The organism is Vibrio sp. 10N.261.51.C6, assembly GCF_041471785.1.
GTDB classification, from domain to species: domain Bacteria; phylum Pseudomonadota; class Gammaproteobacteria; order Enterobacterales; family Vibrionaceae; genus Vibrio; species Vibrio crassostreae_C.
Genome location: NZ_JBFRPB010000067.1, coordinates 1 through 23,753 on the forward strand (window position 1 = coordinate 1; position 23,753 = coordinate 23,753).

Consider the following 23,753-nt stretch of genomic DNA (forward strand, 5'->3'; position numbering starts at 1 on the left):
ACTTCAGGTCGCACGGACAATAACAAGTTAGGAGCACTCATAAACTGCAGTCTCATTCGAAGCGATTAAAAAAGCACTTCTAAACGAGATGTTAGAAGTGCTAATTATTGAGTAAATTTAATAAACTTCTTATACCCAGACTTGATCAAATACTCGGTACATGTTGCCACCTAAGAACTTGCTGCAGTCTTCTTCTGAGTATCCATTTTCAAGCATGGTATCAATTAGAGCTGCAACAATTTGATATGGTGCTGGGGTAGGAAACCCTTTTGCTCCTACAGCGGCACTATAGCCACCATCAGGGAATACGTTCTGCCCCATTGGTGTTTGAATAATAGACGCTGTAAAATTGATGTTCGGGATATAGTCTGAACCGAAGCCAACGTGGTCTATACCGACTAAGTTGACCATATAATCAATATGTCGAAATAATTGTTCAGTCGTCAATATATCTGGGTTAGATGTATCCATAAAGGCAGCCACCATATTTATTGAGCAAACCCCACCGGTTGCCGCAACACCTTTAATCACAGCGTCAGAAAGGCTTCTCTGATAATCGGCAATGGCTTTCGCACCTGAATGCGAAGAAATGACAGGTTGGCTACTGCGTTCAATCGCATCTAAGGAGGTTCGTTCGCCAGTATGGCTTACATCAACAGGCATACCGTATCGGTTATAAGCGTCGACAAGTTTTTTTCCATATTCAGTTAGACCACGGTTCTCAATTTCGAAGCAGCCATCACCCACATCATTACGTTGATTATATGCCAATAAACAGTAACCATAGCCCATCTCACGCCATAGTCCTACGCGATCAACATCACCACCAAATATTTGAGTACCTTGGTGAGTGAAGTAAATACCCAATTTGTTTTGTTTTACCGCTTCATCAATATCTTTGGTAGTGCGGATCGTCATATAGTCGTCTGGGCGTTCTTTCATTTTGCTTAGGTAGAACTGAGCGCCTTTCATAATGCCTTCAACCGAGGCATCTAACGAGTCTGCGGAAGGACATGCTGCTAGTACCTTGAATCCAGCGGCTTTGCACTTGTCCATTTCATCATGGAATTCTGGTGCTTCAGGTGAAGACCATTGAGAGGGCCAAAGACCGGAAAAAAGGCTGTCAATAGCCATAGAATCTCGAACAATTTTTTTTGCACGTTCAGATGCAGGATATTTGTGTGTTCGTTGAGGGATTTTTGAATAATCTTTTATTTCAAATTCTGGTAATTTTGGTGCACCTGACTTTGTCGCTTTATCATTACTTGGTTCGATTTCAGATTTGTTGTCCATATTTGAAATTTTCCTTAACAGTGTTAGCTTCTATAAAATATAAATATGTTGGAAGTTTGGAAGTTTGGAAGTTTGGAAGTAAAGATAGGTACGGATTTATATCAAACGGAGTGTTAAGCCCTTTGTACGCACCTTTTTATGCACCTTTTTATAAATAAACTACGCCCAATGACATGATAAAAACGTGATTTATGTCGAATATTTTTGGCAAATCTATCTAAATGTTACCTCAATTAGAAAATTCATTTAAAAGTATTATATGTGACACTTTAAGAAATTATCGAAGAGGTGAGATAAAAAAGCGATACCTGAGTATCGCTTTCTATAGTCTGATTTATCATTGATTAGGTGAATTAACGTCGAATGGCTTCGCCTGCTTTAACGTCTGTATCTAGTTGTGTGTTGTTGACAACGATTTTGCCGTTAACCAATAACCAATGTACGCCTACGGCTGGGTGGTTAGGATCTTGGTAGGTGCCCACATCAGCGATAGTTTCTGGGTCGAATACCACGATATCTGCGTCCATATTAGTTTGGATTCGTCCTTTATTTTTCATTTGAGGGACAAAATCTTCTATTAATTGAGCTGGCATCAGTGTCATTTTACGTAGTGCTTCCGTCATCGTTAACAAGCCGCGCTCACGAACATAGACTCTGAGTACTTTAGCAAAGGTGCCATTTGATCTAGGATGAGAGAATAGATCTTTTGGTAATGGCCACTCGTCACCTGCATAATTTTCAATGTGGCCGTCTTCGTCCATATGCATCCAGAACATTTCGTCAGATTCAATCAACACATTAGGATTTAGAATCGAAGCGTCTAATAGAGCAAGATCTTTAGGGTTTTGCTCGTCTAGGAAGTGCCAGACAATAAAGGTACCAGGTTTATTTTCTTGGTAGTCTTTCAACTGTTCTTCTGTCATACGTTCTTTACCTAGCTGAAAGTTTTCAGCGGTTGAACCCATACGTTCCCGCCAGCCTTCACCAGAAAACATGGCTGCGCCAACGACAGTACTTGCTGCGCCCCAAGGGTAAGCGCCCACAGTAACATTGATTCCTTGTTCTTGAGCCTTATTGACCATAGGTAAGATGGTTTCGATATCTTTTAATGAAGTACTGTTAATATGACAAAAGTGCATATGAGCGCCAGTGATAGCGGCATTGCCCACTAATTCTTTAACGGCTTCAAACGAGCTTTGTGGCTCGGCATTGCTGGCATAGCGAACGTGAGTATAGGTTGCTACGTCTCTTTCTGCGGCTAATTCAGCCAATGCATAATATTCTTTTTGACCATGGCCCGGTGCATAGCCAGCGTTAATCCCGATACCTAGGCCACCTTCATCAAGGCCTTGCTCAATCAGCTTGATGATTTTACTTTCTTGCTCAGGTGTTGCTATATCCATCTTCCAATCATTACGTGATTGAGCTTTTTGGAAATAGCCAACGGTCGCTTCGGGTTCCGTCTCACTAAATGTAGCAATACGAGCGTAAGTCCAACCAGCTGCTGCACCATAGTTTAATGGTAAGCCTTTTTCAGCTTGTCCTGCATACCAGTCACTGATAGGTAGAACACCAGATTCGAGTTCCAGCATAGTGGTAACGCCTTGCATCGCCTGCATTCTGTAGTCACCAATGTTTTGACCATGAGCGTGGACGTCGATGAATCCAGGGGCAACAACTTTACCTGTAGCGTCAATAGTTTTATCCCCAGAAATACTATCGGTCGTTATTGCTGTGATCTTATTATCTTTGATCCCGACATTAGCAACAGAATCGAAATTTGTTTCAGGGTCGATAACTCTGCCGTTCAAAATTACAACATCATAATTAGCGGCGATAACAAGTGGTGACATAAGGCCAAAGCCGACGATCGTAGCCTTTTTAATGAATGATTCTAGTGGTTTCATAATTTTATCCCGTGTGTGTGAGATGAACTATAAGTGTTACGTGTCAAAAATCTTAGACCAATAATTTCACGCTATCTACCTGATCCTCATCTTTGCTCATTCTTCTCAATGATAAGACAAATCTAACGTGACAAGAGAAAGTGACTCAAAAACAATCACTTTTACGCTCATCTCACCCACAACTATTGACTTTGCCGCTCCAGAGCTGCCCTTCTCTATAAAGGCAACTTTGACAAAATAATCCTTCATAGCTAAACGTTTATGTACCAACGTTTTCGTCAGGGAAAAAAAATGCCAAACCTTAAATTACGAAGTTTAAGCGCGATATTCTTCTTTGCTGTCACTCTTCCCATCGTAGTGTTAGCCGACGAGGGGCAAGATGTAGAGGAGGTAGCTAAAGAGCTAGCCAACCCAAACACAACGCTTGGCTCGATGTCCTTTAACTTGGATTGGACGAACTATCAAGGCGACTTAAATTCAGCGAACAGTCAGAACGGGTATCGCTTGAGCTTTCAACCTGTTCTCCCTGTGCCAATTGCAGAGCGAACCAACTTATTTATCAGACCAAATATACCTTTAATATTTGACCAACCCTATTACAAGGGCGATAGATTTGAAAATTCAGATGCAGGTCTCGGTGATATCGGCTTTGATGTGGCCGTTGGTCATACCTTTGAGAGCGGCATGATTGTCGTGGGGGGGATAGTGGGTACACTGCCCACCGCAACAAGCGATGAACTGGGTAACGATCAATTCTTACTCGGTCCAGAGTTTGCCTTAGCCTACGTACAAAGCTGGGGGGTTATCGGGGCGTTAATTACCCATCAATGGAACGCTGGCGGAAGCAATGACGCCGACGCGAGTATTACTGGTGGACAGTACTTCTATACCGCGAATCTAGACGATGGATGGCAAATTCAAGCGCAACCAACTTGGAGCTATAATCACGAAGCGAGCAGTGGAAATAAATTGTCATTCCCTATTGGTATTGGGTTCGCTAAGACGACTCTCATTGGTGGCAAACCCATCAAGTTTGGTCTTCAATACTGGAACTACATTGAAAGCCCTGACGCGTTTGGGATAGAGCATCAACTTCGACTGGTCATCACACCTGTTGTTGCTCTTCCTTGGTGATAACAGGTCGCAGGATAAAATTAGACATAAAAAAACCGCAGCGAACTGCTGCGGTCTTAAATTTGGCGGTGAGTGAGGAATCCGAATTATTTATTTAAGATGCTGATATATATCCATAAAAAAACTCGCAAAGAGAGCGGTAATACTTATGGTAATACTTTTAACCAAGTGTCAAATTCATAAGTTACTGCATAAATTTTTAGGCTAAGGCAACTATACTTTATCCTAACGTACTTAACCTGCTTACAACCGCCAGCTAGTAATTCAGTCTATTTCAACATAAATAGCTTCTTCAACGGCATCAGTTAGGTATTTCCAACGGTGCTGCAATAGCCATGCAGGCTAAGCCCCCCGATACACGGTTACTCACTTTAATCCCTTTCCGCACAGAATCTCTGAGCCTTAAGAAGGTTCTGGGCATTTCTGAGTTACGAAATGGTGCGTGAGAAGTTTCTGGACATAAATGAGTTTCGAAGAACCAAGTATTAGCAAATCACGAATTAGCATAAGTATGGAAAGTCACTAAGCTCACTGTCCAGTATTGTTTTTACACAAATCTGACATTGATGAATGCCATAAGCTATCGATATAAACATCAATATATTGTATTATTATATCCGTATTTATACTTATTAGGATTTTCTATGTTGATTCACGAATTTTCGAATAAGGACGTTACCGCTGAGCATGTAATTTTAGCTCAAGCAATACTAGCAGGGACTGCTCAAGGTGATAAAAGTAAAGCACAGCGCTTTATGATTTTTGTAAATGAGATTCCAGATGCGCCGACTGTGCAAAACCTGATTCCACGCTTTAGTCAATTTATGAAGCTCTTTAAAGCCAGCTGACATTCAAAATACGTTACACAGGGATGTGTAATTAAGATCACCAACTCCCCCCTAACCACTACCTACTTTTAAACTCTATCTGACCCTATGCTCGCTCTATATCTAGCCATTGTTGTCGGAGGACAATAGAGTTTGATCGATTTTAAAAACGTTTCTGGACAGAAATGAGTTTCAAGAAATCAAATATTAGCAAGTAATGAATAACGATAGGTATGGAAAATCGTTTAATTTAGTATCCAGTCGTGTTGGGAAGAACAACATGTACTATAGTATCAACTATGACTATTTAGTGGTGGAACTTCACCAAATTGAGTAATGTAAGATGTAAGAAACTTTTCTTCTAAACTCCTTGGTTCATTAGAAATGAAGAAAGAGATGATTAGATCTTCCTTTGGGTAAACCACATTCCAAGCTTTATTACTATTGTACCGCACAGCACAATCATGCTTTTTTTGTTTGTATTTCCCATCAAATGCCCTTGCTAAATCGCCTGTTCGATGAGTAAATTCTTTGGCCATACCAATATAAAGAATCCCTGTTGAATCATTGCCTAAACATCTAGGAATTACGGAGGGTGTTGAACCGTTTTGCTTAAAGCTACGTAAAATATATACTCCGCCATTGTTATTAAAGTACTTTTCGTCTACTAGGTTGTAAAACTGTTCACTCGGCAATGTGAGTGTTGACAATCTTTCTTTGAAATTTTCATTATCAAAATTTATCATAGTTATTCCTCTAGTACGTGTAACACTAACGGCAGGCGAAAATAGCGTGGCTTTGTAACAAAAAGCGTGACAGTTTTGACTTTATGGTTGCCTATGCTTGTTAAATATTTCGCATGCCATAGTGAGACTATCTATGCAGTTAGGGGATAATCTGAGCATTATTTACAGGGGTATCATCACAGTCATTTTCCAGCATTAGATTCTTGCGCATCTACGTAAGCGACCTGTGGGTTCATGAAGCGTATACACTCAAATTAGTAATATTAAGCCTTACAAAATATCAACAAATGCTAGTTGTTTATTTCTTCAAAAAACAACTACGTAGAACTCAAAATCATCCGTCATATCAAATGAAAACATGACAGTCGAAAAAACGTCATCTTCTAGGATTTTAGGCATGAAAGTGTCTGCCCAATCACTAAAATCATCCAACGTATCTAATGGCATTTTATATGAAACAACCCCTTCATATGCAGATGTTGATATAAATGACAGAAGACTAACCACTGAATAAAATACTTTGTAGTCCTTTCCTGCGCTTAAAGTACAGCGCACATCTTCAACATCTACTCCTAACCATTCATCGCACATAAAAAAGTTTATGATTTTTTGTTGGATTAACACAGGAAGTGTTTTGAAAATGGCCACGCCTGATAACGTTGATTCAATTTCTTCTTCCATAATTCCATCGGGTTATAAGCATACAATTACGTGATTATTACTCAAATCTCATACAAAATGTGTGATCTTGTTCATACTAGGCTGTGTAGCGTCAGGCAATCATTCAATTTGCATAAATCCTATTAGAAATATTTAGGGTAGTACTCAATAACTACGAAGTACATCATCTCGTCCAAAACTCACTTTGGGGCATTTTCGTGTTACATGCCCCGTCAGCGCACTTCTGAACAATTCTGTGTCAGTGACTTTGCTAAATTAGCATTCAAGAATTACCCTAGATATTGCGAGCCTCCACTGCAGTGGCGGAGCGACAACTCAGCTGAGAAAGGAGTGGAGAATCTTACATGCTCTTGCAGGGGCGGTCGAAATTAGGTTTATCCACCGAAAAGCAAAAATAACATCCTGATCTGCTCACGTTATGATTGCGTAGTTTCATGGTTACCAAATGAAACAACATTTACATAAAGTGAAAGACCACGCTATTTGTCGTTTCTCCAGATTTGATAACCACTTTCTCGGGTCGCTTTCCCCAGCAAGTGTGCTGCTACCGGAGCGGTAATGAAGATAAACAACATTGTGCCAATCACTCGTGAAATCACCGTGATTTCTGGCATGGCCACCGCCACCGCTAATAACAATGATGCTAAGCCCACCGTACCCGCTTTAGTCGCGGCGTGCATTCGTGTGTAGAGATCGGGCATTCGTAAGATCCCAAGACTTGCGATGAGCGTAAATAAGGTTCCAAGACAAAGTAAAATCCCAACGATAGTGTCCATTACACCTCTCCTTTTCTTTTAAAGATAAGCCTGGCAAACGCGATGGTTCCTAGGAAGGCCACTAGACCGAGTGTAATAGCAATATCCAACAAGGGTTGCTGCCCGCTATCTAGGGTATAAACAGCAATAAAGCCCACCGTCACGAATGAAATCAGATCAAGCGCGACCACTCTATCGGCAAAGGTTGGACCGAGCACCAAGCGAATGAATGCCATCAAGATACTGAGCAGTAGTCCGATATAAGCGAACGTGATGCTCATCTGTAACCAGCTACCGATTTCTAATCCATCAGTCACGCGTCACCTCCAAAATCCGTTTTTCTAAACCGTCTTTGATTTCTCGAATAACCTTTTCGTGATCGGGTGCAAACATCGCGTGCACAACCATGTGCTTCTTATCTGGTGTAACATCTAAACTCAAGCTTCCCGGAGTAAGAGAAACCATGTTTGCGAGTAAAGAGATCTCTAAATCTGACTCAACATCTAACGGGACATACACGATATCTGGATCACTCAAATGGGTTGGCGTGACCACATCCCAGACGACTCTGGCTACCGAGATCACCATCTCGTAACAGAAGAAAAGAAACAGGCCAACAAAAGCACGGAAGCGTCGGAAGTAACTGGTTTTCAACCCAAACGGTTGACTGAGTCGCAACGCCAAAAAGCCAACAACAAAGCCAAGAATAAAGTTCGTGCCTGTATAGTTGCCGTTTAGCAGCATCCAAGCCAGAGCGAGAAACAAATTCAAAAACAGATAAATCATTGGTTCCCTCCCGATGTATTCAATACCACGCGTTCAGCTATCTCGCTGTCAGTTATTGCACTCTCTCCAAGAACTGCTTTTACGTAAGCTTGAGGTTCAATCAACTGCTCTGCGGCGAGTTCTGCAAATTGGTAAAAAGGCTCAGCGGCCAAACCGATAATCAGACTTAACGTGGTCAACGTGGCTATTGGCACACAATACAATCCTTTTGTGTACTTGTTCATTGGCTGAGTTTTGAGTGTTTGCTGAGGCTTTTTCCAAAACACCTCGTTCCAGATCTTGGTCATCGAGAACACCGTTAACAGACCCACTAAGAGCGCGGCCCCTGCAAGCCAATACAACTCGGTTTGCAAACTAGATTTGATGACAAGGAACTTGCCCCAGAAACCCGACAGAGGTGGAAACCCCGCTAAAGAGAATGCAGGAATGAGAAACAAGAAAGCTAGCCAAGGCATGGCTTTGTAGACTCCGCCTAATTGCCCAAGTTTGCCCGAGCCATAGTTACGCTCGATAAAGCCGCCAATCAGGAACAAATTTGCTTTCACAATGATGTGGTGCACGATGTAGAAAATCGCACCCGCAATGGCGAGCGGCGTGTAGATCGCCAATCCCATGATCATATAACCGATCTGGCTGATGATATGGAAAGAGAGAATTTTTTTAATGTCGTATTGGCTCGCGGCCCCCAATACACCAGTTAACATCGTAAGCCCCGCCACCCACATCAGAGTTGGCTGCCAACCACTTTCTGATAGCGGAAAAATCAAAGTGAACACACGAATCAGCGCATACACTCCAACCTTGGTCAGCAACGCAGCAAACAGTGCGACAACGGCGCTTGGCAATGTATGGTAAGAAGCAGGTAGCCAAGCAAAAACGGGAAACAACGCCGCTTTTATCGCAAACGCGAATAGGAACAGTGCCGCGAGCAAAGTTTTGGTGTCAGACGGAATCAGTGCGGCTTTGGCGTGTAAATCCGCGAGGTTCAAAGTCCCTGTTGCACCGTAGAGTAAGCCAATCGCGAGCAAGAAGACCAAGGTCGATATTAGATTGAGCATCACGTACTTCACTGCTCCATCCACTTGTTGCTTTGATCCATCTAAGATCATCAAACCAAACGATGCTATCAACATCACCTCGAACCACACATAGAGGTTGAAAATATCTCCGGTAAGAAACGCACCATACACGCCGGCCAACAAGATATGCATCAGCGCATGAAATGTGCCGTAAGATGCCTTTTCTTGCAGATCGCCCATGGCGTAGAACACGCTCACTACACCAATAATGGCCGTCACCATCACCATGGCGACGGCAAGATAATCCGCCACAAAAACAATGCCAAATGGTGCCGCCCACTGACCAAACGCCACTGCTTGCGGACCGCCGTTGATGACATCGTGCGTCAACAATGCTGCAATCACCAAAGTCGCCAATGCGCTTGTGCCACTTATCGCATCCGCCAGCGCGTTGTTACGCTTCGCGCAGAAGATGGCGACAGCGGTAAGAAGCGAAATCACTGCGGGTAACGTCAACCAAATCGTCGTCATTCATCCTCCTCAGAACGTCGCATCGCATCAACATCGGCCGAGCCCGCTTCTGAATATGCACGGTAAAACAGCATCAACGCGAACACCAACAAGCCAAAACCAATCACAATGGCAGTCAGAATTAAAGCTTGAGGAAGCGGGTTTGCCGCACCTTCCGGCGGTAATTGTGAATTCGCATCAATCAAAGGCGGTAGTCCGGGCGTTAAACGTCCGGCAGTGAAAATCGCGATGTTCACGGCACTACTCAATAAGATCAAACCGAATAATAGACGCAAGATGTGTCGCTCAAGCATAAGATAGACACCAGCCGCGACAAACACACCGACCACGAGACTCCATAGTATTTCCATCAATCCAACTCCTCATTCACACGTAACAACATCCCCATCACGCCACCAATGATGGCGAGGTAAATACCGACGTCGAATATCAGCGGTGTGCCGAGCGGTAGAATATCTTTCCACCACAAACCGGTTAAGAACGGCAAATTGAAAGCAAAGCTCATCAGGCCAGCCACGAAGCTTAAGAAAATACCAAATAGAGCAATGCTAAATGGCGCGAAATACAAACGATCCCGAACGTACTTTGGCGACTCTGCAAACATCAGTAACGCAAAACCAATTACAGCAATCAGCGCACCGATGAAACCACCACCCGGCTCGTTATGTCCACGCAACAATAAGTAAAGTGAAAACACCAACATCAGCGCTGTAACGATGTGTGCAGTAGTGGCAAAAATAAGGGAATGGATACGATTACGTTTGTGATAGTGCGTTTTCAACAAACTCACGGCAGCGATACCAGCCATCACGACCACGATTACCTCACCCAACGTATCGAAGGCTCGAAAATCAACCAAAATCACGTTGACGATGTTGCGTCCATGTCCGCCGGGAACACTGTTTTCTGCGAAGAAATCAGCCAGAGTGGCATCTAAAGGTTGGGCGGTGATATTGATCAACAACGCCGTTACCGAGATACCAATCACACCAGCTATCGCCGCGTGCAGCAACTTTCGGCGAATAGGATGTTGCGGCACCGTCATTAAGCCCGGAATGTGACGTATCAACAGCACCACAAATACAACCATCAAGGTTTCAACCAGCAATAAGGTTTTCGCGACATCTGGCGCGCTGTAAATCATAAAGACTAAAGTGGTCATAAAGCCCACAACACCAAGCGCAGATACCGCCAACAAACGAGACTTGGTAAAGGTACAGACTAAGGCAGCAGCGATAAGTAGCAGTGCAATGCTTACCTCGTAGAAATTAATGTCCGTTAATGCAGCAAATCGAGCTCGTGGGATCACTAACGGACTGCTTAACAGTAATCCAGCGAGAACAATATAGAACAGCAACACGTAATAACTTAAGCGCTTTTGCTGTAATAACTGCGTTTGCCATTTAGCTAACCGCATCATGCCTGCCATAATTTTGTCGAAAACGGATTCGGCTGTTGGCACCACGGCCCCTTCACGTTGTCCGCCCACCAACAGCCTTGGGTAGACTCGATATAAAACAAAGCCGAGTAACAAAGTTAATACACTCAGCACCAACGGCAAATTCACGCCTTGCCAAAGCTTGGCTGCTTGTGGTGCTGAGTCAGGCAAGCTCGACGAAACCCCCGGAATAACCACATTGTTGTTGATCCAATCTAAACCAAGCACCGGCGCAAGCACACTGGCAATGGCAAGCAACATTGCTGGCAGCCAAAGCCCTTTACTGGATTCCACTTTCTTGGCTGGCGTTGGATTACCTTCATAAGTCGCGAAGAAAGGTTTCACGATCAGCGCCAACGCCAACGCCACCATAATGACGTTAACCACAAGGAAGATAACGGTAAGGATGACGCTCACCTCCAGACCGGATTTGTACATGTACTCTTTGCTCAAGAACCCGAGTAATGGTGGCACGCCCGATTTCGACAGAGCAGCGATGATTGCGGCTACGAGGCTAAGTATTAACGCTGTTTTCAAACCATACAACATTCGAATGTCACGCGTTCCCGTTGCCTTATCGATATTACCCACCACCATGAACAGCGCGGCTTTGTAGAACGAGTGAGCCAAGACAAACAGCAGCGCGGCCATCATCGCAAGCTCAGTACCCATACCAATCAACAATACCAATTTACCTAAGGCAACATTCGTGCTGTATGCCAGCATCAACTTCAAATCAGTTTGCTTGAGCGCTAATAACGCACACCATATAGCGGTAAAGCCACCAAAAATGCCGAGCGTGTAAAACCAAATATCGTTGTGTGAATAGATAGGTGAAACACAGGCAAGCAAATACACCCCAGCCTTCACCATAGTGGCCGAGTGAAGATAAGCGCTCACTGGCGTTGGCGCTGCCATTGCATTAGGTAACCAAAAGTGGAATGGAAACTGCGCCGATTTGGTGAACGCACCGAGCAAAACCAGAACCAGCGAAGGCAGGAACCATTCATGTTGTGCAATCAGCGTACTTTGCGCGACGATGGTACTTATCTCATAGCTGCCAGCCATTTCACCCAACAGTATCAAACCTGCTAATAACGCTAAGCCACCAGCGCCAGTGACAATGAGAGATTGAAATGCGTTCTTGCGGGATTTATCTTTCTCGTGATTAAAGCCAATCAAAAGATACGACGTTATGGTGGTAAGTTCCCAAAAAACAAAAAGGAGTAGAATATTGTCGCTCGTGACAACACCTAACATCGCTAACATAAACAGCGTCAGATAGAGGTGAAAAGAGAATCGAGACGAATCCCCCTTGAGATATGCCAGTGCATAAATCTGGATCAATGCACCGATACCACTGATCAAACACGCGAACAGGAAAGATAACCCATCCAACTTGAAGCTCAGGTTTACATCTAAACTAGGAACCCAATTCGTTTGCCAACTCACGCCTCCCGGCTCATACCAACTGATGAGCAAGAAGAAAATGACCATGGGTAGAACAGGAAAAATCATGAGAATCAAAGAATGATCTTTTGAACCTGTTGTGTGTTTTTTTCCTATTACACTATTCAATATCGCCATCCATTTCGTTACGTTCACGCGTGTATGGGGACTCATAGAATCGAAGGAAAAAAGCCTTCTCCTGATACTTCATGCTTCAACCACATTGTTGATTTGGGCATCAGGAAGATAATCCGAGCAAGGCATGTGAACGGATTATCTAGTTTACGAAGGCTTTGAATAAGACCGCTAAAATTAAGTCACGATCATCCATTCCAATATAGATAGATCCCACTGGTTCAAATTATTTGCTGTCGAGAACGACATAAGAATGCATGTCACTATGGGAATTGCTCTGGTCAAATAAAAAACTCGACTCTTCATTCACTGCACTCAGTGCGTCGTAGGAGCAGTCTCCGATATCGTTTCTCGGGCATGCATAAATGTGAGAGCGCTCAAGCATTTCAGTTTGGCAAATAGGACATAGTTTCTTCATACTACCCTCCACTAAGAAGTTATTAGTCTGTCGTGTGCACGCTTACTTCAGTATTGCTATTTCCGCTTTTCGAGATCAATTTGTTACTTGATTGGAGATATAAATCCCTCTGGTTTCATTGCCACTAAGGAGCAATTAATTGATTGAAGAATATTCTCGGCAGTATTGCCAATCACATAACCAGAAATACCGGTTCGGGCTAAGGTTCCCATGACCAACACGTCAATCTCTGCCTCATCAACACACTCCGGAATTTTATCGTCCGGTTTACCATGCAGGTGATGAACAACCACCTCACCAGCAATACCTGAGTCATCAATTAATTGCTGCAAGGCTTGTTCGTGACGCGCTTTCTCTTTAGAAACCTCGACAGACAGCTGAGCCTCATCAACTTGAATCCAAACGTGATTGTCGAGGTAGTTCTCTAAATAATGTTCCCAACAAGAGATAATGTGTAATCGGCTATCACAGGTATCCGCAATCGAACGAGAGAGCTCTAACAATCGACACGATAGTGCCTGCTGCTCATCGTTGATAGCCAAGGGATCGACCGCAACCGCAATACGTCGTTTGTCTCGTGGTTTAAATATTGGTCGATGCAGCCATACTGGACAAGGACATTTACGCAATAAAGTCATGTCTATCGCTTTAAAGCCTTCCGCCCCTTCACTGAGTGGTTCAGCCTCTTTAATGATCAGGTCATTATGATTCAGCATCGCTTCTTGGATGATACAAACCGCCGGATTTTCACTGCTTTTAACTCTCAGGGGAAACGGCACCTGCTCTTCAGAAATAGCCAGGTCTTCAAGCAAATTTTTTACGCTCTGCTGAAGCGAATCATGTAAAGACTGTTCATAGCTTTGTTGATATTGAACGAGATCGGTAGGAAAGTCAGGACAGGCAATCAGGCCCGAAACTGGAACGTGATTGTTAGCCGCTATTCTAATCGCTTGACCCAGAGCGTCACTGTGGCCAGGCAGACCTTGTGTTGCAAAAAGTATGTTCTCGAATCGTCTCATACACACCTCCTTGGTTGTTCAAATAGTAGCCAATATCAACACGGCTTTGCTATAACAAATTTGTAACCATTAGTTATCAATATAAACACACAATCGAAATCAGTTGGTTACATGCAAAATAGCAATGAGTGAGTTTACAGATCAACGTGCTCAGACAGCTATATGTAACAAATTACGTCAAAATTTATCGCGAGCTAAAGCAAAAACTTATTCAGAAAGGATGTCGGCAGAAACCCAGAACAGTAGACACCACACTGATTAGAAAATGTAGGTCAAACGACTTTCCACATAACTTGATAGAAAAATGTCCTGAATTGAAAAGGGGCAAATGAGCTACAGTTTCCCCTAAATTAACAATTCAGAGATAACTAAAGGTATGGAAAGTCGCTTAACGTAGCGCCCTGTATTGATGGTGCAGACCACTGAAAAGTATACGTGACCTTCATGACAATATGCTTTTTCAAATATTTAAAAGCATGCTCTATAATGCCTCTCAATAAAAGAACCCAAACAAAGGGTTGGGCTCAACTCAATAATCATCAAGCCATTGTCATGGTGGTTATATTCCGATTAATTTCCCCCAGATTTGGCTGACAAACTCTGGATGGTCAATAAACGGATTACGATTCCCTTGAAAATCATGTACCGCCTTATTTCGGTCGATTTCTTTTTGGCATACTGGATCTTCAGAATGCCAACGCTTTAGCATAGTAAGTAGCCAAGGTTCAAAAACAGTTGTATTGGTTCCATCCAGAACGGCATCAGAGCTTGTAGAGTTCCCTTCCCAATTAGCGATTTCATTTTCATAGCGTGTTGCCATGTAGAAATATGCTCTTGCAAAATCACCTTTAAACTCATCAATTGGCTCAAACACCGTACCCACATAACCAAGAGAGTTCGCTGCACTGCCTAACTTAGAACCATTGCTTGATGTGTATGTCGCGCTACTCACCTCACCAAATGGCCAATTACTACGTTTCGAGTTAACGTAGCCATCAGTGGAAATTAAATGGTGACCGTCAGAGTTCATTGGCTCGACTTTCCCACCAAACCAGCTTTTCGGGAATGAGTGCTCACGGTTGTAGCAATCACCTTCTTTGCTGTATTGACCACATTGATCCGCAACCTTAGTAAATTGGATTGAATCTGAGCTTGAAGGTTTCTCCGAATACATATCGGGAATCGACTCATCAGTGTCATAGTATGCGTCTAGGTCAGCCTCAGACACCAACCTCCAAATAGCGGCGTAACCCTGACTGCTATGATTATCAATAATTTGATATAAGGCCGTTTTTAACGCAAAGCCCACTTTTCCTTCAGCGTCTTTGTAATACTCACCTAACACTGGAGGTTCAGTTGGTGGTGCAGTTGAACCACCAATCGAAAATTCTGTACTCTGACTTGCTTGGAAATCACCACCAGATGCCACAACGGTTCCATTTACCGACAAACTGTATGAACCATTCCCCACACTGCAACACATTCCATCTCCATAAGAATCTGAGACTTCTAGGGTGTAGTTACCATCCGCTAAACACATTTCCACTTCATTGATGGTGTTATTTTTATAATCTGAACCAGAATAAAGATTTTGAGAAACTGAGTTTTTGAGAGACCAACTAGTTTCAGAACCATAGTTATCCGTAACTAGCGTGAGTGCGGCACTTGTGTCATTGCAGCTTTGTGTTGGTGGAGTCTCCGTAGGCTGAAAGTTATCTAAATACACCACTTCCGAACTATCAAAACCTGCATCATCATAAAATCGTACGCCCACAACGATATCTTTAGTGCTCGTAGCGCTGTACGAGTGAGTCAATGCTTGCCACTGATTCGTTAAACCATTATTCGAGTAACCCAAATAGCCATCAACAAAAAGGCGAGCTTTCACGTTGCCTTCCGTGTGGTAAACATCGACAGAGAAATCATAAATTTTCCCTTGTTCAACACGTATCGTTTGAAGAAAGTCGGTATTACTTTGAGTACTTGTATTCACTGTTACTTGTGCTGAGAAACTGCCATTATTTACAGGATCGGTAGAGAGCGAAAGTGCAATGCCGGAGTCAATCACACTCCAACCAGATGGTACGTTTCCTTCCCAGTATTCAAAACTTCCATTTTGCATTTGCGCATGCGCACTCGCTGAACAAAGTAATGCAACGCCACTTAGTGTTATTATTCTATTTATCATATAACCTTCTGTTTAATTGGATAAAAACCAACTAAGCTTGGAAAGTAATCAAAAAATGAATGGAGGTATGCATCACATTTATAAATGTAAGCATTATGGGTTTTATTGATATATGTGATGTAAATCAATGTGACATCGACCTGTTAAATAAAGGAATAGAAAAGGCTGAGCAGATTATCTGACTCAGCCTTTTTACTGTTTAGAGCTAGATCATTTATCGCCAGTGAGCATACCGAAGAAGATCTGTCTCGATTCTGGCGTGTTGTCTCTATGAGTTTCGTATTTTACATGCGCGTTTGCATCAACTGCTTTTGATAGCTTGATGCTCCATAGTGCTTTCATTTGATTTGGTACAATTGAATATCGGACATCGATAATACGCAGCTCGTCTGTTGGGTCCTGAGCGATATAACCATTTGAAAACCAGCGGAAACGTTCTATGTCTTTGGCTTGTTGAGAGTCCGGGTCAAGCCAAGGTAAATCCCTGCTAACATTCAGCTTCGCAATCGACTCTCCGGGATACGTGCTTACCGATGTGCCAACCCGCACTGCGTCTACATGGTAATGAGCCTCTGTTTCGTACACCACTTTCCAAACCAAGATATTCGCAAAGCTTGGTTTTGCCTCTAATCGAATCGGTGTGTGTTGCCTTTCTTGCGCTAATTGCCACCCAATCGCCTCTGCCCTGTCTCGCTGAATCATCCCTAATGTTGGATAAATTAGCGCCCAAGTAAACGCAACACGCGCTAGCCAAGGCGCTCGTTTTAACGTCGCAAACACAAGCAACACTAGAATGGGAAGCGTATAAACAGGATCGATGATTGATATGGTATTCCAAGAAAAACGCGCGTTGGTGAAAGGCCAAAGTAACTGCGTGCCATAGGTGGTACAAGCGTCTAACAGTGCATGAGTACCATAGCCCAGAGCACAAAACAGCCAACTTTGTTTGAAAGAAAGCCCACGTTTTTTTGCAATCAGGTGATGCAGAACCAAAGCGCAGATCAAACTGCCAATGGGAATAAAGAAGAGTGAATGGGTAAATTGTCGATGAAATTCCAAAGCCAACAAAGGGTCACTTTGAGACTTAATCAGTGCATCCAAATCTGGTGCTAAACCGGAGAGCAGCCCTAATACCCCAGCAACAACCAAATGTTGTTTTTTGCTGGCAGATTGTGACAAAGAAACGCCTAACACGCCCTGCGTTAAAGGATCCATAAATCACTCATTGATAGCATTCCGTTGAATCAAACAAAATACATTTAGCTATAGCGGTGAACTGTTAACAACTAAACGGTTTTATCAATATACTCATGTACATAGTTGTATAAGCATAGACCGATAAACAAAAAAAGAGCAGTTATGAAACTGCCCTTTTCTAATTATTGGTGGTTGATCAATTTATTCGTTTTTGTTCTGTATATTCACACTTGAACGATCTTTTATTAACGAGCAACCATGCTTGCTGCGATAACCACCAGCAGTACTGAGAAGATTTTCTTAATCGTTGGAACCGGTAAATGGTTGGTGGCTTTTGCGCCTAACGGAGCCGTAAACCAAGACGTGCACACAATACCCAACAGCGCAGGCAGATAAACAAAGCCAGCAAAGCCATCTGATAGAGCAAAGTGGCTGCTGCCTGAACTGATGTAACCTATCGAGCCAAACAACGCGATCACAATGCCACAAGCCGAGGCACAACCGATGGCCTTTTTCATACCGACAGAGAAGAACGTTAATAGCGGAACCAGCAATGCTCCGCCACCAATACCTATCATGGCAGATAAGCCACCCGTAATGGTTGTCAGCACAGTGAGCACGCCTTTGTTCGGCAGTTTTCGTTCCTTAGGCGCATCATTTTTGCTGCTTAAGAACATCTTCATCGCAATCAGAACCACACTCACAGCAAACACAATACGAACGACTTTTTCCGGTAACAACGCCGCCATAAAACCACTAACCAATGCACCCAGAGCAACACCCAACATGATCCAAGGTGCCAAGTCCCAAGGCACGTTGCCGTTCTTGTGGTGAGCGAGCGCAGAAGACGTTGAAGTAAATAGAATCGAGGCCAGTGAGGTCGCAATCGCAGCGACAACAACTTGGTCAGACGGTAGAACTTCTAAATACAGTAAAATGCTGCTTAACACAGGAACAATGATCAGCCCTCCGCCAATACCTAACAAACCGGCTAGAAACCCAACACCACTGCCCAGTAACGCACAGTAGAAAATCAACAACAGCAATTCACTCATTTCATCCATCTCTTAATTAAATTAATCGTCTTAAATGACACACTATTAATGCGGTTATATTTCCATCAAGCTAATTAATATAACTGACACCGACTAAAATATTCAAACAGAATAGATCATGAATATTCCTCATGTTGAATGTGAAGTAATACCATTGTTAATGGTCAACCTATCAACGTATAAAAACCTTAAGCGATTAACTTTATACGACATTAATTCTACTAAGCATTAATTTCAGACAGCATAGCCTTCGATTCTTAATCCGGTCACAAGCAAAAAATAAAAGCCGTTTTAATACTAAAGACCGAGAGAATCAGAAAAAAATTGGGATACCAAATCAGCATGAATAAAGAATTTAATTTTACGATTAAGAGCATTAGCCTCGACGAAAACTACCAGCCTGCAGACAGCACGCGTATCACTACCAACTTTGCTAACCTGGCTCGCGGTGACAGCCGTCAAGCGAACTTACGCAATGCACTACAAATGATCGATAACAGTTTCAACGCGTTAGCGCACTGGGATAACCCTAAGGGCGACCGCTACTCTGTTGAGCTTGAAATCATTTCTGTTGATATGGATATTGAAAGCAACGGCGAAGCATTCCCTTCAATTGAAGTGCTGAAAACCAATATTGTAGACCGTAAAACTAACGAGCGTATTGAAGGCATTATCGGAAATAACTTCTCTTCTTATGTTCGAGATTATGACTTTAGCGTACGTCTATTGGATCATAATAAAGGCCAAGATAAATTCAGCATTCCAGAAGATTTTGGTGACTTACACGGTAAGCTTTTTAAATATTTCGTTAACTCTGACGCTTACAAAAAGAACTTTAATAAACGACCTGTTATTTGCTTAAGCGTGTCAGATAATAAAACCTATTACCGCACTGAAAACCAACACCCAGTATTAGGTTTTGAATACCAACCGAATGAGTCTTCTTTAACTGAACAATATTTCAAAAAGATGGGCTTACAGGTTCGTTATTTCATGCCGCCTAACAGTGTTGCACCTTTGGCCTTCTATTTCTTTGGTGATCTGCTGAACGATTACTCTAACCTAGAGCTTATCAGCACCATCAGTACCATGGGTACGTTCCAGAAAATCTACCGACCTGAGATTTACAACGCGAACGCGGTTGCGGGTAACTGTTACCAACCAAACTTGAAAAACTTGGATCACTCGCTGACTAAAATCGTGTACGACCGTGAAGAACGAAGCCAGCTAGCTGTTGAACAAGGTAAATTCGCAGAAGAGAAGTTCATTAAGCCATACCAATCAGTTCTAGAGAACTGGTCGGCAAATTACGCACTTTAATCGTCTATTGCGCTCTCAAACCACCCAAGGATAGGCAATATTATTATGAAAACACTATTACCGACTTCAACAGCGGGCAGCTTGCCGAAACCGTCTTGGCTTGCACAACCAGAGACGCTTTGGTCGCCATGGAAACTTCAAGGCGATGAACTCACAGACGGCAAACAAGATGCGCTGCGTGTCTCTCTGCACGAGCAACAGCAAGCAGGCATTGATATTGTGAGTGACGGCGAACAAACACGTCAACACTTTGTAACGACCTTCATTGAACACCTGAATGGCGTTGATTTTGAAAAGCGTGAAACCGTTAAAATCCGCGACCGTTACGATGCGAGTGTACCGACGGTTGTAGGCCCAGTTTCTCGTCAGAAATCTGTGTTTGTTGAAGATGCGAAGTTCTTACGTCAGCAAACCGACCAACCGATCAAATGGGCTCTGCCGGGGCCTATGACCATGATTGATACACTTTACGATGCGCATTACCAAAGCCGTGAAAAACTGGCGTGGGAATTTGCAAAGATCCTCAACGAAGAAGCCAAAGAACTTGAAGCGGCAGGCGTGGATATTATTCAGTTCGATGAACCTGCGTTTAACGTGTTTTTTGATGAAGTGAACAATTGGGGCATCGCTTGTTTGGAAAGAGCCATTGAAGGGCTTAAGTGCGAAACAGCAGTCCATATTTGTTATGGCTACGGCATTAAAGCGAATACGGATTGGAAAAAGACATTAGGCACCGAGTGGCGCCAATACGAAGAAGTCTTCCCTAAGCTGCAGCAATCGAATATCGACATTATCTCTTTAGAGTGTCACAACTCTCATGTACCTCTTGAGCTGCTTGAGCTCGTACGAGGCAAGAAAGTAATGGTCGGTGCGATTGATGTTGCAACCGATTCGATTGAAACACCGGAAGAAGTGGCCAGCACTCTAAGAGAAACACTTAAGTATGTTGATGCAGACAAGCTCTACCCTTGCACCAACTGCGGCATGGCTCCCCTACCTCGCGAGATAGCCTCAGCGAAGCTTAATGCCCTAAGTGCTGGCGCAGAGATCGTTCGTAAAGAGCTTTCAGCGTAACGCTTTCCTAAAGAACAAAAACTATGCCTTTAAGCCTAAGTATCATATTGATGCTTAGGCTTTTTGTTATGTGAGTTGATGAGCTTTACGCGCTGCTTACCAGGTTTTATCTAGGTCTTGAGCATATAAAGAGATCGCTCGTTGGTACTCTTTAATCGCATCGCTATTCGTCGTGGAAACTAAAAGCTCAAGTAACAGCGATGTCGCTTCTTTATGGCGACCTAGTTCGACACGCTAACATACGGCTCCATTCTTCTTTGCTCATTGCGCCTTTAGAAAGGTAAATATTGTGTTTCTGCATTGCACCTTTCGTGTATGAAAGCTTGATGAATGAGCCAATTTCAAACGGAAGAAAGCTACGCTGTAAAGTCACATCACAAGCAACGCCATTTAAACGTACATGACCGTTCGTGATTTCAAACGAGCTATCGCGAAGCTTCCACCACAACATTAGAATTTTTATTAATGGAGGAACACAAATTATCAGCCCTATGGTTAGCAGCGATGAACGATCACCGTCTGATATCCAATAGACAAGACCTAGTGCAATAACAATAAACAGCAACTCTGAAAATAAGTATTTAACAAAATTTAGTTGGATACGGTTATCCATGACACTCTCTCAATGATGACCCTAAAGGCAGCTCCATTTCAACGAGCCCTTTCACTTCAGACAACTGAGTAAAACCTTTTGATTGATAAAGCTTAATGGCGGGGTTCTCACTGAACACGCGCAACACTAACTGAGCCGATGCTTGATTGTTCGCATGTTCAATAGCCAAATCGAGACACTTAGAGCCAAAACCTTGACCTTGACAGTCAGCTAATATCTGCAAATCCCTAAGAAACGTTGTACCACCGGCGTAACTGAAGCGGATAACACCAATACGGCTATCTCCCACATAAATTTCATAGTTATCCAGCTCATCCCAGCTGCGTAAAAACTGACTATGACCCCAAGCGATGCCACAAGCTTGGTAGTAACTCGCCATATTCGTTTTAGTGATCGATTCAGCGAACTTAGCATCGGAACCTTTGACCAACCTTACTTCCATATTGTGTCCTTTGTTTTCAAATCACATCTGAATACGGCATTGAGAAATGCCACATATGCTGAATCATTTTAGAAAGGTTAGTTATGTACATTCATGCCAACTGTACTCCATTTGACGCGCTACTTTCGAGGCAAATTGCAGACCGTAATGTACTGATACTAAATGTAAGCTCATATCTATACCTGCAGAAATCCCTCCAGAAGTTGTGAATTTTTCTGATGTCACCCATCGTTTATCACTGATCACATCTAAACCTGGAAACTGCAACGCTAAGTCGGAAATATCTTCCCAATGAGTCGTGACTGCTAATCCCTCAAGTAAACCAGCTTTAGCCAAAAGAAATGCACCAGTACAAACAGACACTACTTGCGAGGCTGAACCTGAAACAGAAGCTAACCACTCGAGTACATTTCGTTTGTTCATTTCGTCAGTGTGCGCACCACCAACGACCATTAATAAATCGATCTTTGGATGATTGTTTAACGAATAGTCAGCCAATACCTTGAAACCGCCACGAGCTATAACTGGTCCCGCATTTTCGGAGATTAAGAATACATTTAGATCTTCAGCACCTAAACGCTTTGCAGTGCTGAAAACTTCAAATGGGCCAGAGAAGTCGAGAACTTCTGCTTGATTATAAATATAGATTCCGATGTTCATTGCACCTCCATGTACAACTTCATTAATAACTAGAATTTACCATAAACATCTTGTTCGGCTAATTCATACAACCCATTAAGGATTCTTAACTTTACCCATTTTAGTCAGGATACCTTTGCCCTTCTCATAAAAAAAGATAAACCAAAGTAGACTGAAACCCACAAGACAAAATCAAGAGCGGCTAACTTGATATCAAGTGGTTCTGAAAAGATGTTATAGGTGTGCCCAAACTTTGCTTCAATTGATTTAACTAAAATCACTGTAACGATAAAAATCACAATCCTCATGGTTTTTCCTATCTATATCTTTGAACTAAATCGTACACATGCGTGTGGAAATTGTTTAAGTTATTCCAAGTATATAATGCGTTTACGGCCCTACATGTCATTGGCTTTTTCTATAAACCAAGTGCCTTTACACGGGCCATTGGTTAAATGCCAACGACCATCAAATCTATTGCCACTGCCATGTGCTGAAAATCGATAATCCCACTGGCGATGCTTGGCATATAGACGTAAGTCTCCATTTTCAGAAACCCAACCTTGTAGCGGCGTTCCATTGTAAGTAAGCCTGAGCGTGGCTTTGCCATCATTAATGGTTCCGGTGATGGTTGTGCGTTCACACATATTATTGCCAGTAGTATTAATACGACGACCTAGCCACTCACCGTCGAAATCGGTAGAAGGAACAAATTGGGGACCATCAGGAAGTTTAGGAAACGACTCGGAATTATTGGTCCCGAACCATTGAAGTTCACGGCCAACGAGGAAGAAGACAACAAAGCCAATTGATACTGCGATGACAAATCTCTTTTTCATGAGCCTCTTCCTAATCCACTGACCTTAAGAAAAGAACCCTAACATAATGAAAAGTAATAACTTACTATCAATTTAATTAATTTTGATATATTCCACAAATTGCATTCAAATGTTGAATATAGAGAAAGCGGCATCGTACGAAGTTCTGCTGTATGTTCAGGGAATCGTTCCTGAAGAAAACACAATGCATCCGTTGGCGTTGGCGTTGGCGTATGAGTTTTAGACTAAAGCCAGCAACCAGTGTGTTA

Annotated in this window: 22 protein-coding genes; 4 read left to right on the forward strand and 18 right to left on the reverse strand. The window is 42.9% G+C overall.

Annotated elements, in window-relative coordinates:
• Positions 1-129: 129 nt before the first annotated feature.
• Together AB4375_RS17985 and AB4375_RS17990 are read right to left on the reverse strand one after the other, a co-directional pair.
• Positions 130-1,293: a dipeptidase gene (locus tag AB4375_RS17985; RefSeq protein ID WP_017068252.1), complete on the reverse strand. Its 1,164-nt coding sequence runs from the start codon at positions 1,291-1,293 to the stop codon at positions 130-132.
• 353 nt (positions 1,294-1,646) lie between these two features.
• Positions 1,647-3,200, reverse strand: coding sequence for an amidohydrolase family protein (locus AB4375_RS17990; RefSeq protein ID WP_017062426.1), 1,554 nt, complete (start codon positions 3,198-3,200; stop codon positions 1,647-1,649).
• A gap of 291 nt (positions 3,201-3,491) precedes the next feature.
• On the opposite strand from AB4375_RS17990, the gene AB4375_RS17995 reads away from it, so the two are divergent.
• Together AB4375_RS17995 and AB4375_RS18000 are read left to right on the forward strand one after the other, a co-directional pair.
• Positions 3,492-4,334, forward strand: coding sequence for a hypothetical protein (locus AB4375_RS17995; protein WP_017062424.1), 843 nt, complete (start codon positions 3,492-3,494; stop codon positions 4,332-4,334).
• Between the two features lie 644 nt (positions 4,335-4,978).
• Complete coding sequence (locus tag AB4375_RS18000) at positions 4,979-5,182, forward strand: pyrophosphatase (protein ID WP_102420170.1); 204 nt, start codon at positions 4,979-4,981, stop codon at positions 5,180-5,182.
• 272 nt (positions 5,183-5,454) lie between these two features.
• Here AB4375_RS18000 and AB4375_RS18005 read toward each other — a convergent pair whose 3' ends face one another.
• From AB4375_RS18005 to AB4375_RS18060, 12 genes are all read right to left on the reverse strand, one after another.
• Positions 5,455-5,907, reverse strand: a complete 453-nt coding sequence (locus AB4375_RS18005) for a hypothetical protein (RefSeq protein WP_017068798.1) — start codon at positions 5,905-5,907, stop codon at positions 5,455-5,457.
• A gap of 306 nt (positions 5,908-6,213) precedes the next feature.
• Positions 6,214-6,588 carry a hypothetical protein gene (locus AB4375_RS18010; RefSeq protein WP_017068797.1) on the reverse strand — a complete coding sequence of 125 codons (375 nt, stop codon included), beginning with the start codon at positions 6,586-6,588 and terminating at the stop codon, positions 6,214-6,216.
• 479 nt (positions 6,589-7,067) lie between these two features.
• Positions 7,068-7,364, reverse strand: a complete 297-nt coding sequence (mnhG, locus tag AB4375_RS18015) for a monovalent cation/H(+) antiporter subunit G (protein ID WP_017062422.1) — start codon at positions 7,362-7,364, stop codon at positions 7,068-7,070.
• Positions 7,364-7,624, reverse strand: coding sequence for a cation:proton antiporter (locus AB4375_RS18020; protein ID WP_032545874.1), 261 nt, complete (start codon positions 7,622-7,624; stop codon positions 7,364-7,366). Before AB4375_RS18020 ends, mnhG begins: the two co-directional genes overlap by 1 nt.
• Before the next feature lie 28 nt (positions 7,625-7,652).
• Positions 7,653-8,129 carry a Na+/H+ antiporter subunit E gene (locus AB4375_RS18025; protein WP_372052193.1) on the reverse strand — a complete coding sequence of 159 codons (477 nt, stop codon included), beginning with the start codon at positions 8,127-8,129 and terminating at the stop codon, positions 7,653-7,655.
• Positions 8,126-9,679, reverse strand: a complete 1,554-nt coding sequence (locus AB4375_RS18030) for a proton-conducting transporter membrane subunit (protein ID WP_372052195.1) — start codon at positions 9,677-9,679, stop codon at positions 8,126-8,128. The genes AB4375_RS18025 and AB4375_RS18030 overlap by 4 nt, the downstream gene beginning before the upstream one ends.
• A complete protein-coding gene (locus tag AB4375_RS18035) occupies positions 9,676-10,029 on the reverse strand; it encodes a Na+/H+ antiporter subunit C (RefSeq protein WP_017062418.1) in 354 nt (117 codons plus the stop codon). The genes AB4375_RS18030 and AB4375_RS18035 overlap by 4 nt, the downstream gene beginning before the upstream one ends.
• Entirely contained in the window at positions 10,029-12,635 is a 2,607-nt protein-coding gene (gene mbhE, locus AB4375_RS18040; protein WP_372052210.1) for a hydrogen gas-evolving membrane-bound hydrogenase subunit E, read from the reverse strand. Before mbhE ends, AB4375_RS18035 begins: the two co-directional genes overlap by 1 nt.
• A 567-nt stretch (positions 12,636-13,202) precedes the next feature.
• Positions 13,203-14,138, reverse strand: coding sequence for a universal stress protein (locus tag AB4375_RS18045; protein ID WP_017064216.1), 936 nt, complete (start codon positions 14,136-14,138; stop codon positions 13,203-13,205).
• Positions 14,139-14,697: 559 nt separating this feature from the next.
• Complete coding sequence (locus AB4375_RS18050) at positions 14,698-16,326, reverse strand: endonuclease (RefSeq protein ID WP_372052196.1); 1,629 nt, start codon at positions 16,324-16,326, stop codon at positions 14,698-14,700.
• Positions 16,327-16,536: 210 nt separating this feature from the next.
• Positions 16,537-17,541 (reverse strand): metal-dependent hydrolase, encoded by a 1,005-nt coding sequence (locus AB4375_RS18055; protein WP_372052197.1) that lies wholly within the window; start codon positions 17,539-17,541, stop codon positions 16,537-16,539.
• A 227-nt stretch (positions 17,542-17,768) separates the two neighbouring features.
• Positions 17,769-18,578 (reverse strand): sulfite exporter TauE/SafE family protein, encoded by an 810-nt coding sequence (locus tag AB4375_RS18060; protein WP_017069668.1) that lies wholly within the window; start codon positions 18,576-18,578, stop codon positions 17,769-17,771.
• Between the two features lie 342 nt (positions 18,579-18,920).
• Here AB4375_RS18060 and AB4375_RS18065 point away from each other — a divergent pair, with 342 nt between their 5' ends.
• Positions 18,921-19,898 (forward strand): DUF1852 domain-containing protein, encoded by a 978-nt coding sequence (locus AB4375_RS18065; RefSeq protein ID WP_372052199.1) that lies wholly within the window; start codon positions 18,921-18,923, stop codon positions 19,896-19,898.
• Between the two features lie 45 nt (positions 19,899-19,943).
• Complete coding sequence (locus AB4375_RS18070) at positions 19,944-20,972, forward strand: methionine synthase (protein ID WP_017062410.1); 1,029 nt, start codon at positions 19,944-19,946, stop codon at positions 20,970-20,972.
• A 211-nt stretch (positions 20,973-21,183) separates the two neighbouring features.
• On the opposite strand, the gene AB4375_RS18075 is transcribed toward AB4375_RS18070, so the two are convergent.
• From AB4375_RS18075 to AB4375_RS18090, 4 genes are all read right to left on the reverse strand, one after another.
• Positions 21,184-21,585, reverse strand: a complete 402-nt coding sequence (locus AB4375_RS18075) for a hypothetical protein (protein WP_017062409.1) — start codon at positions 21,583-21,585, stop codon at positions 21,184-21,186.
• Positions 21,578-22,027 carry a GNAT family N-acetyltransferase gene (locus AB4375_RS18080; protein WP_372052201.1) on the reverse strand — a complete coding sequence of 150 codons (450 nt, stop codon included), beginning with the start codon at positions 22,025-22,027 and terminating at the stop codon, positions 21,578-21,580. The genes AB4375_RS18075 and AB4375_RS18080 overlap by 8 nt, the downstream gene beginning before the upstream one ends.
• 81 nt (positions 22,028-22,108) lie before the next feature.
• Positions 22,109-22,687, reverse strand: a complete 579-nt coding sequence (locus AB4375_RS18085) for a DJ-1/PfpI family protein (protein WP_017069666.1) — start codon at positions 22,685-22,687, stop codon at positions 22,109-22,111.
• Positions 22,688-23,064: 377 nt separating this feature from the next.
• Positions 23,065-23,505: a hypothetical protein gene (locus AB4375_RS18090; protein WP_372052203.1), complete on the reverse strand. Its 441-nt coding sequence runs from the start codon at positions 23,503-23,505 to the stop codon at positions 23,065-23,067.
• Positions 23,506-23,753 lie beyond the last annotated feature (248 nt).

Excerpts from the sequence above, each read along its gene's own strand:
- AB4375_RS17985 (WP_017068252.1), bottom strand. The coding sequence starts at position 1,293 with ATGGACAACAAATCTGAAATCGAACCAAGTAATGATAAAGCGACAAAG.
- AB4375_RS17990 (WP_017062426.1), bottom strand. The coding sequence starts at position 3,200 with ATGAAACCACTAGAATCATTCATTAAAAAGGCTACGATCGTCGGCTTT.
- AB4375_RS17995 (WP_017062424.1), top strand. The coding sequence starts at position 3,492 with ATGCCAAACCTTAAATTACGAAGTTTAAGCGCGATATTCTTCTTTGCT.
- AB4375_RS18000 (WP_102420170.1), top strand. The coding sequence starts at position 4,979 with ATGTTGATTCACGAATTTTCGAATAAGGACGTTACCGCTGAGCATGTA.
- AB4375_RS18005 (WP_017068798.1), bottom strand. The coding sequence starts at position 5,907 with ATGATAAATTTTGATAATGAAAATTTCAAAGAAAGATTGTCAACACTC.
- AB4375_RS18010 (WP_017068797.1), bottom strand. The coding sequence starts at position 6,588 with ATGGAAGAAGAAATTGAATCAACGTTATCAGGCGTGGCCATTTTCAAA.
- mnhG (WP_017062422.1), bottom strand. The coding sequence starts at position 7,364 with ATGGACACTATCGTTGGGATTTTACTTTGTCTTGGAACCTTATTTACG.
- AB4375_RS18020 (WP_032545874.1), bottom strand. The coding sequence starts at position 7,624 with ATGAGCATCACGTTCGCTTATATCGGACTACTGCTCAGTATCTTGATG.
- AB4375_RS18025 (WP_372052193.1), bottom strand. The coding sequence starts at position 8,129 with ATGATTTATCTGTTTTTGAATTTGTTTCTCGCTCTGGCTTGGATGCTG.
- AB4375_RS18030 (WP_372052195.1), bottom strand. The coding sequence starts at position 9,679 with ATGACGACGATTTGGTTGACGTTACCCGCAGTGATTTCGCTTCTTACC.
- AB4375_RS18035 (WP_017062418.1), bottom strand. The coding sequence starts at position 10,029 with ATGGAAATACTATGGAGTCTCGTGGTCGGTGTGTTTGTCGCGGCTGGT.
- mbhE (WP_372052210.1), bottom strand. The coding sequence starts at position 12,635 with ATGATTTTTCCTGTTCTACCCATGGTCATTTTCTTCTTGCTCATCAGT.
- AB4375_RS18045 (WP_017064216.1), bottom strand. The coding sequence starts at position 14,138 with ATGAGACGATTCGAGAACATACTTTTTGCAACACAAGGTCTGCCTGGC.
- AB4375_RS18050 (WP_372052196.1), bottom strand. The coding sequence starts at position 16,326 with ATGATAAATAGAATAATAACACTAAGTGGCGTTGCATTACTTTGTTCA.
- AB4375_RS18055 (WP_372052197.1), bottom strand. The coding sequence starts at position 17,541 with ATGGATCCTTTAACGCAGGGCGTGTTAGGCGTTTCTTTGTCACAATCT.
- AB4375_RS18060 (WP_017069668.1), bottom strand. The coding sequence starts at position 18,578 with ATGAGTGAATTGCTGTTGTTGATTTTCTACTGTGCGTTACTGGGCAGT.
- AB4375_RS18065 (WP_372052199.1), top strand. The coding sequence starts at position 18,921 with ATGAATAAAGAATTTAATTTTACGATTAAGAGCATTAGCCTCGACGAA.
- AB4375_RS18070 (WP_017062410.1), top strand. The coding sequence starts at position 19,944 with ATGAAAACACTATTACCGACTTCAACAGCGGGCAGCTTGCCGAAACCG.
- AB4375_RS18075 (WP_017062409.1), bottom strand. The coding sequence starts at position 21,585 with ATGGATAACCGTATCCAACTAAATTTTGTTAAATACTTATTTTCAGAG.
- AB4375_RS18080 (WP_372052201.1), bottom strand. The coding sequence starts at position 22,027 with ATGGAAGTAAGGTTGGTCAAAGGTTCCGATGCTAAGTTCGCTGAATCG.
- AB4375_RS18085 (WP_017069666.1), bottom strand. The coding sequence starts at position 22,687 with ATGAACATCGGAATCTATATTTATAATCAAGCAGAAGTTCTCGACTTC.
- AB4375_RS18090 (WP_372052203.1), bottom strand. The coding sequence starts at position 23,505 with ATGAAAAAGAGATTTGTCATCGCAGTATCAATTGGCTTTGTTGTCTTC.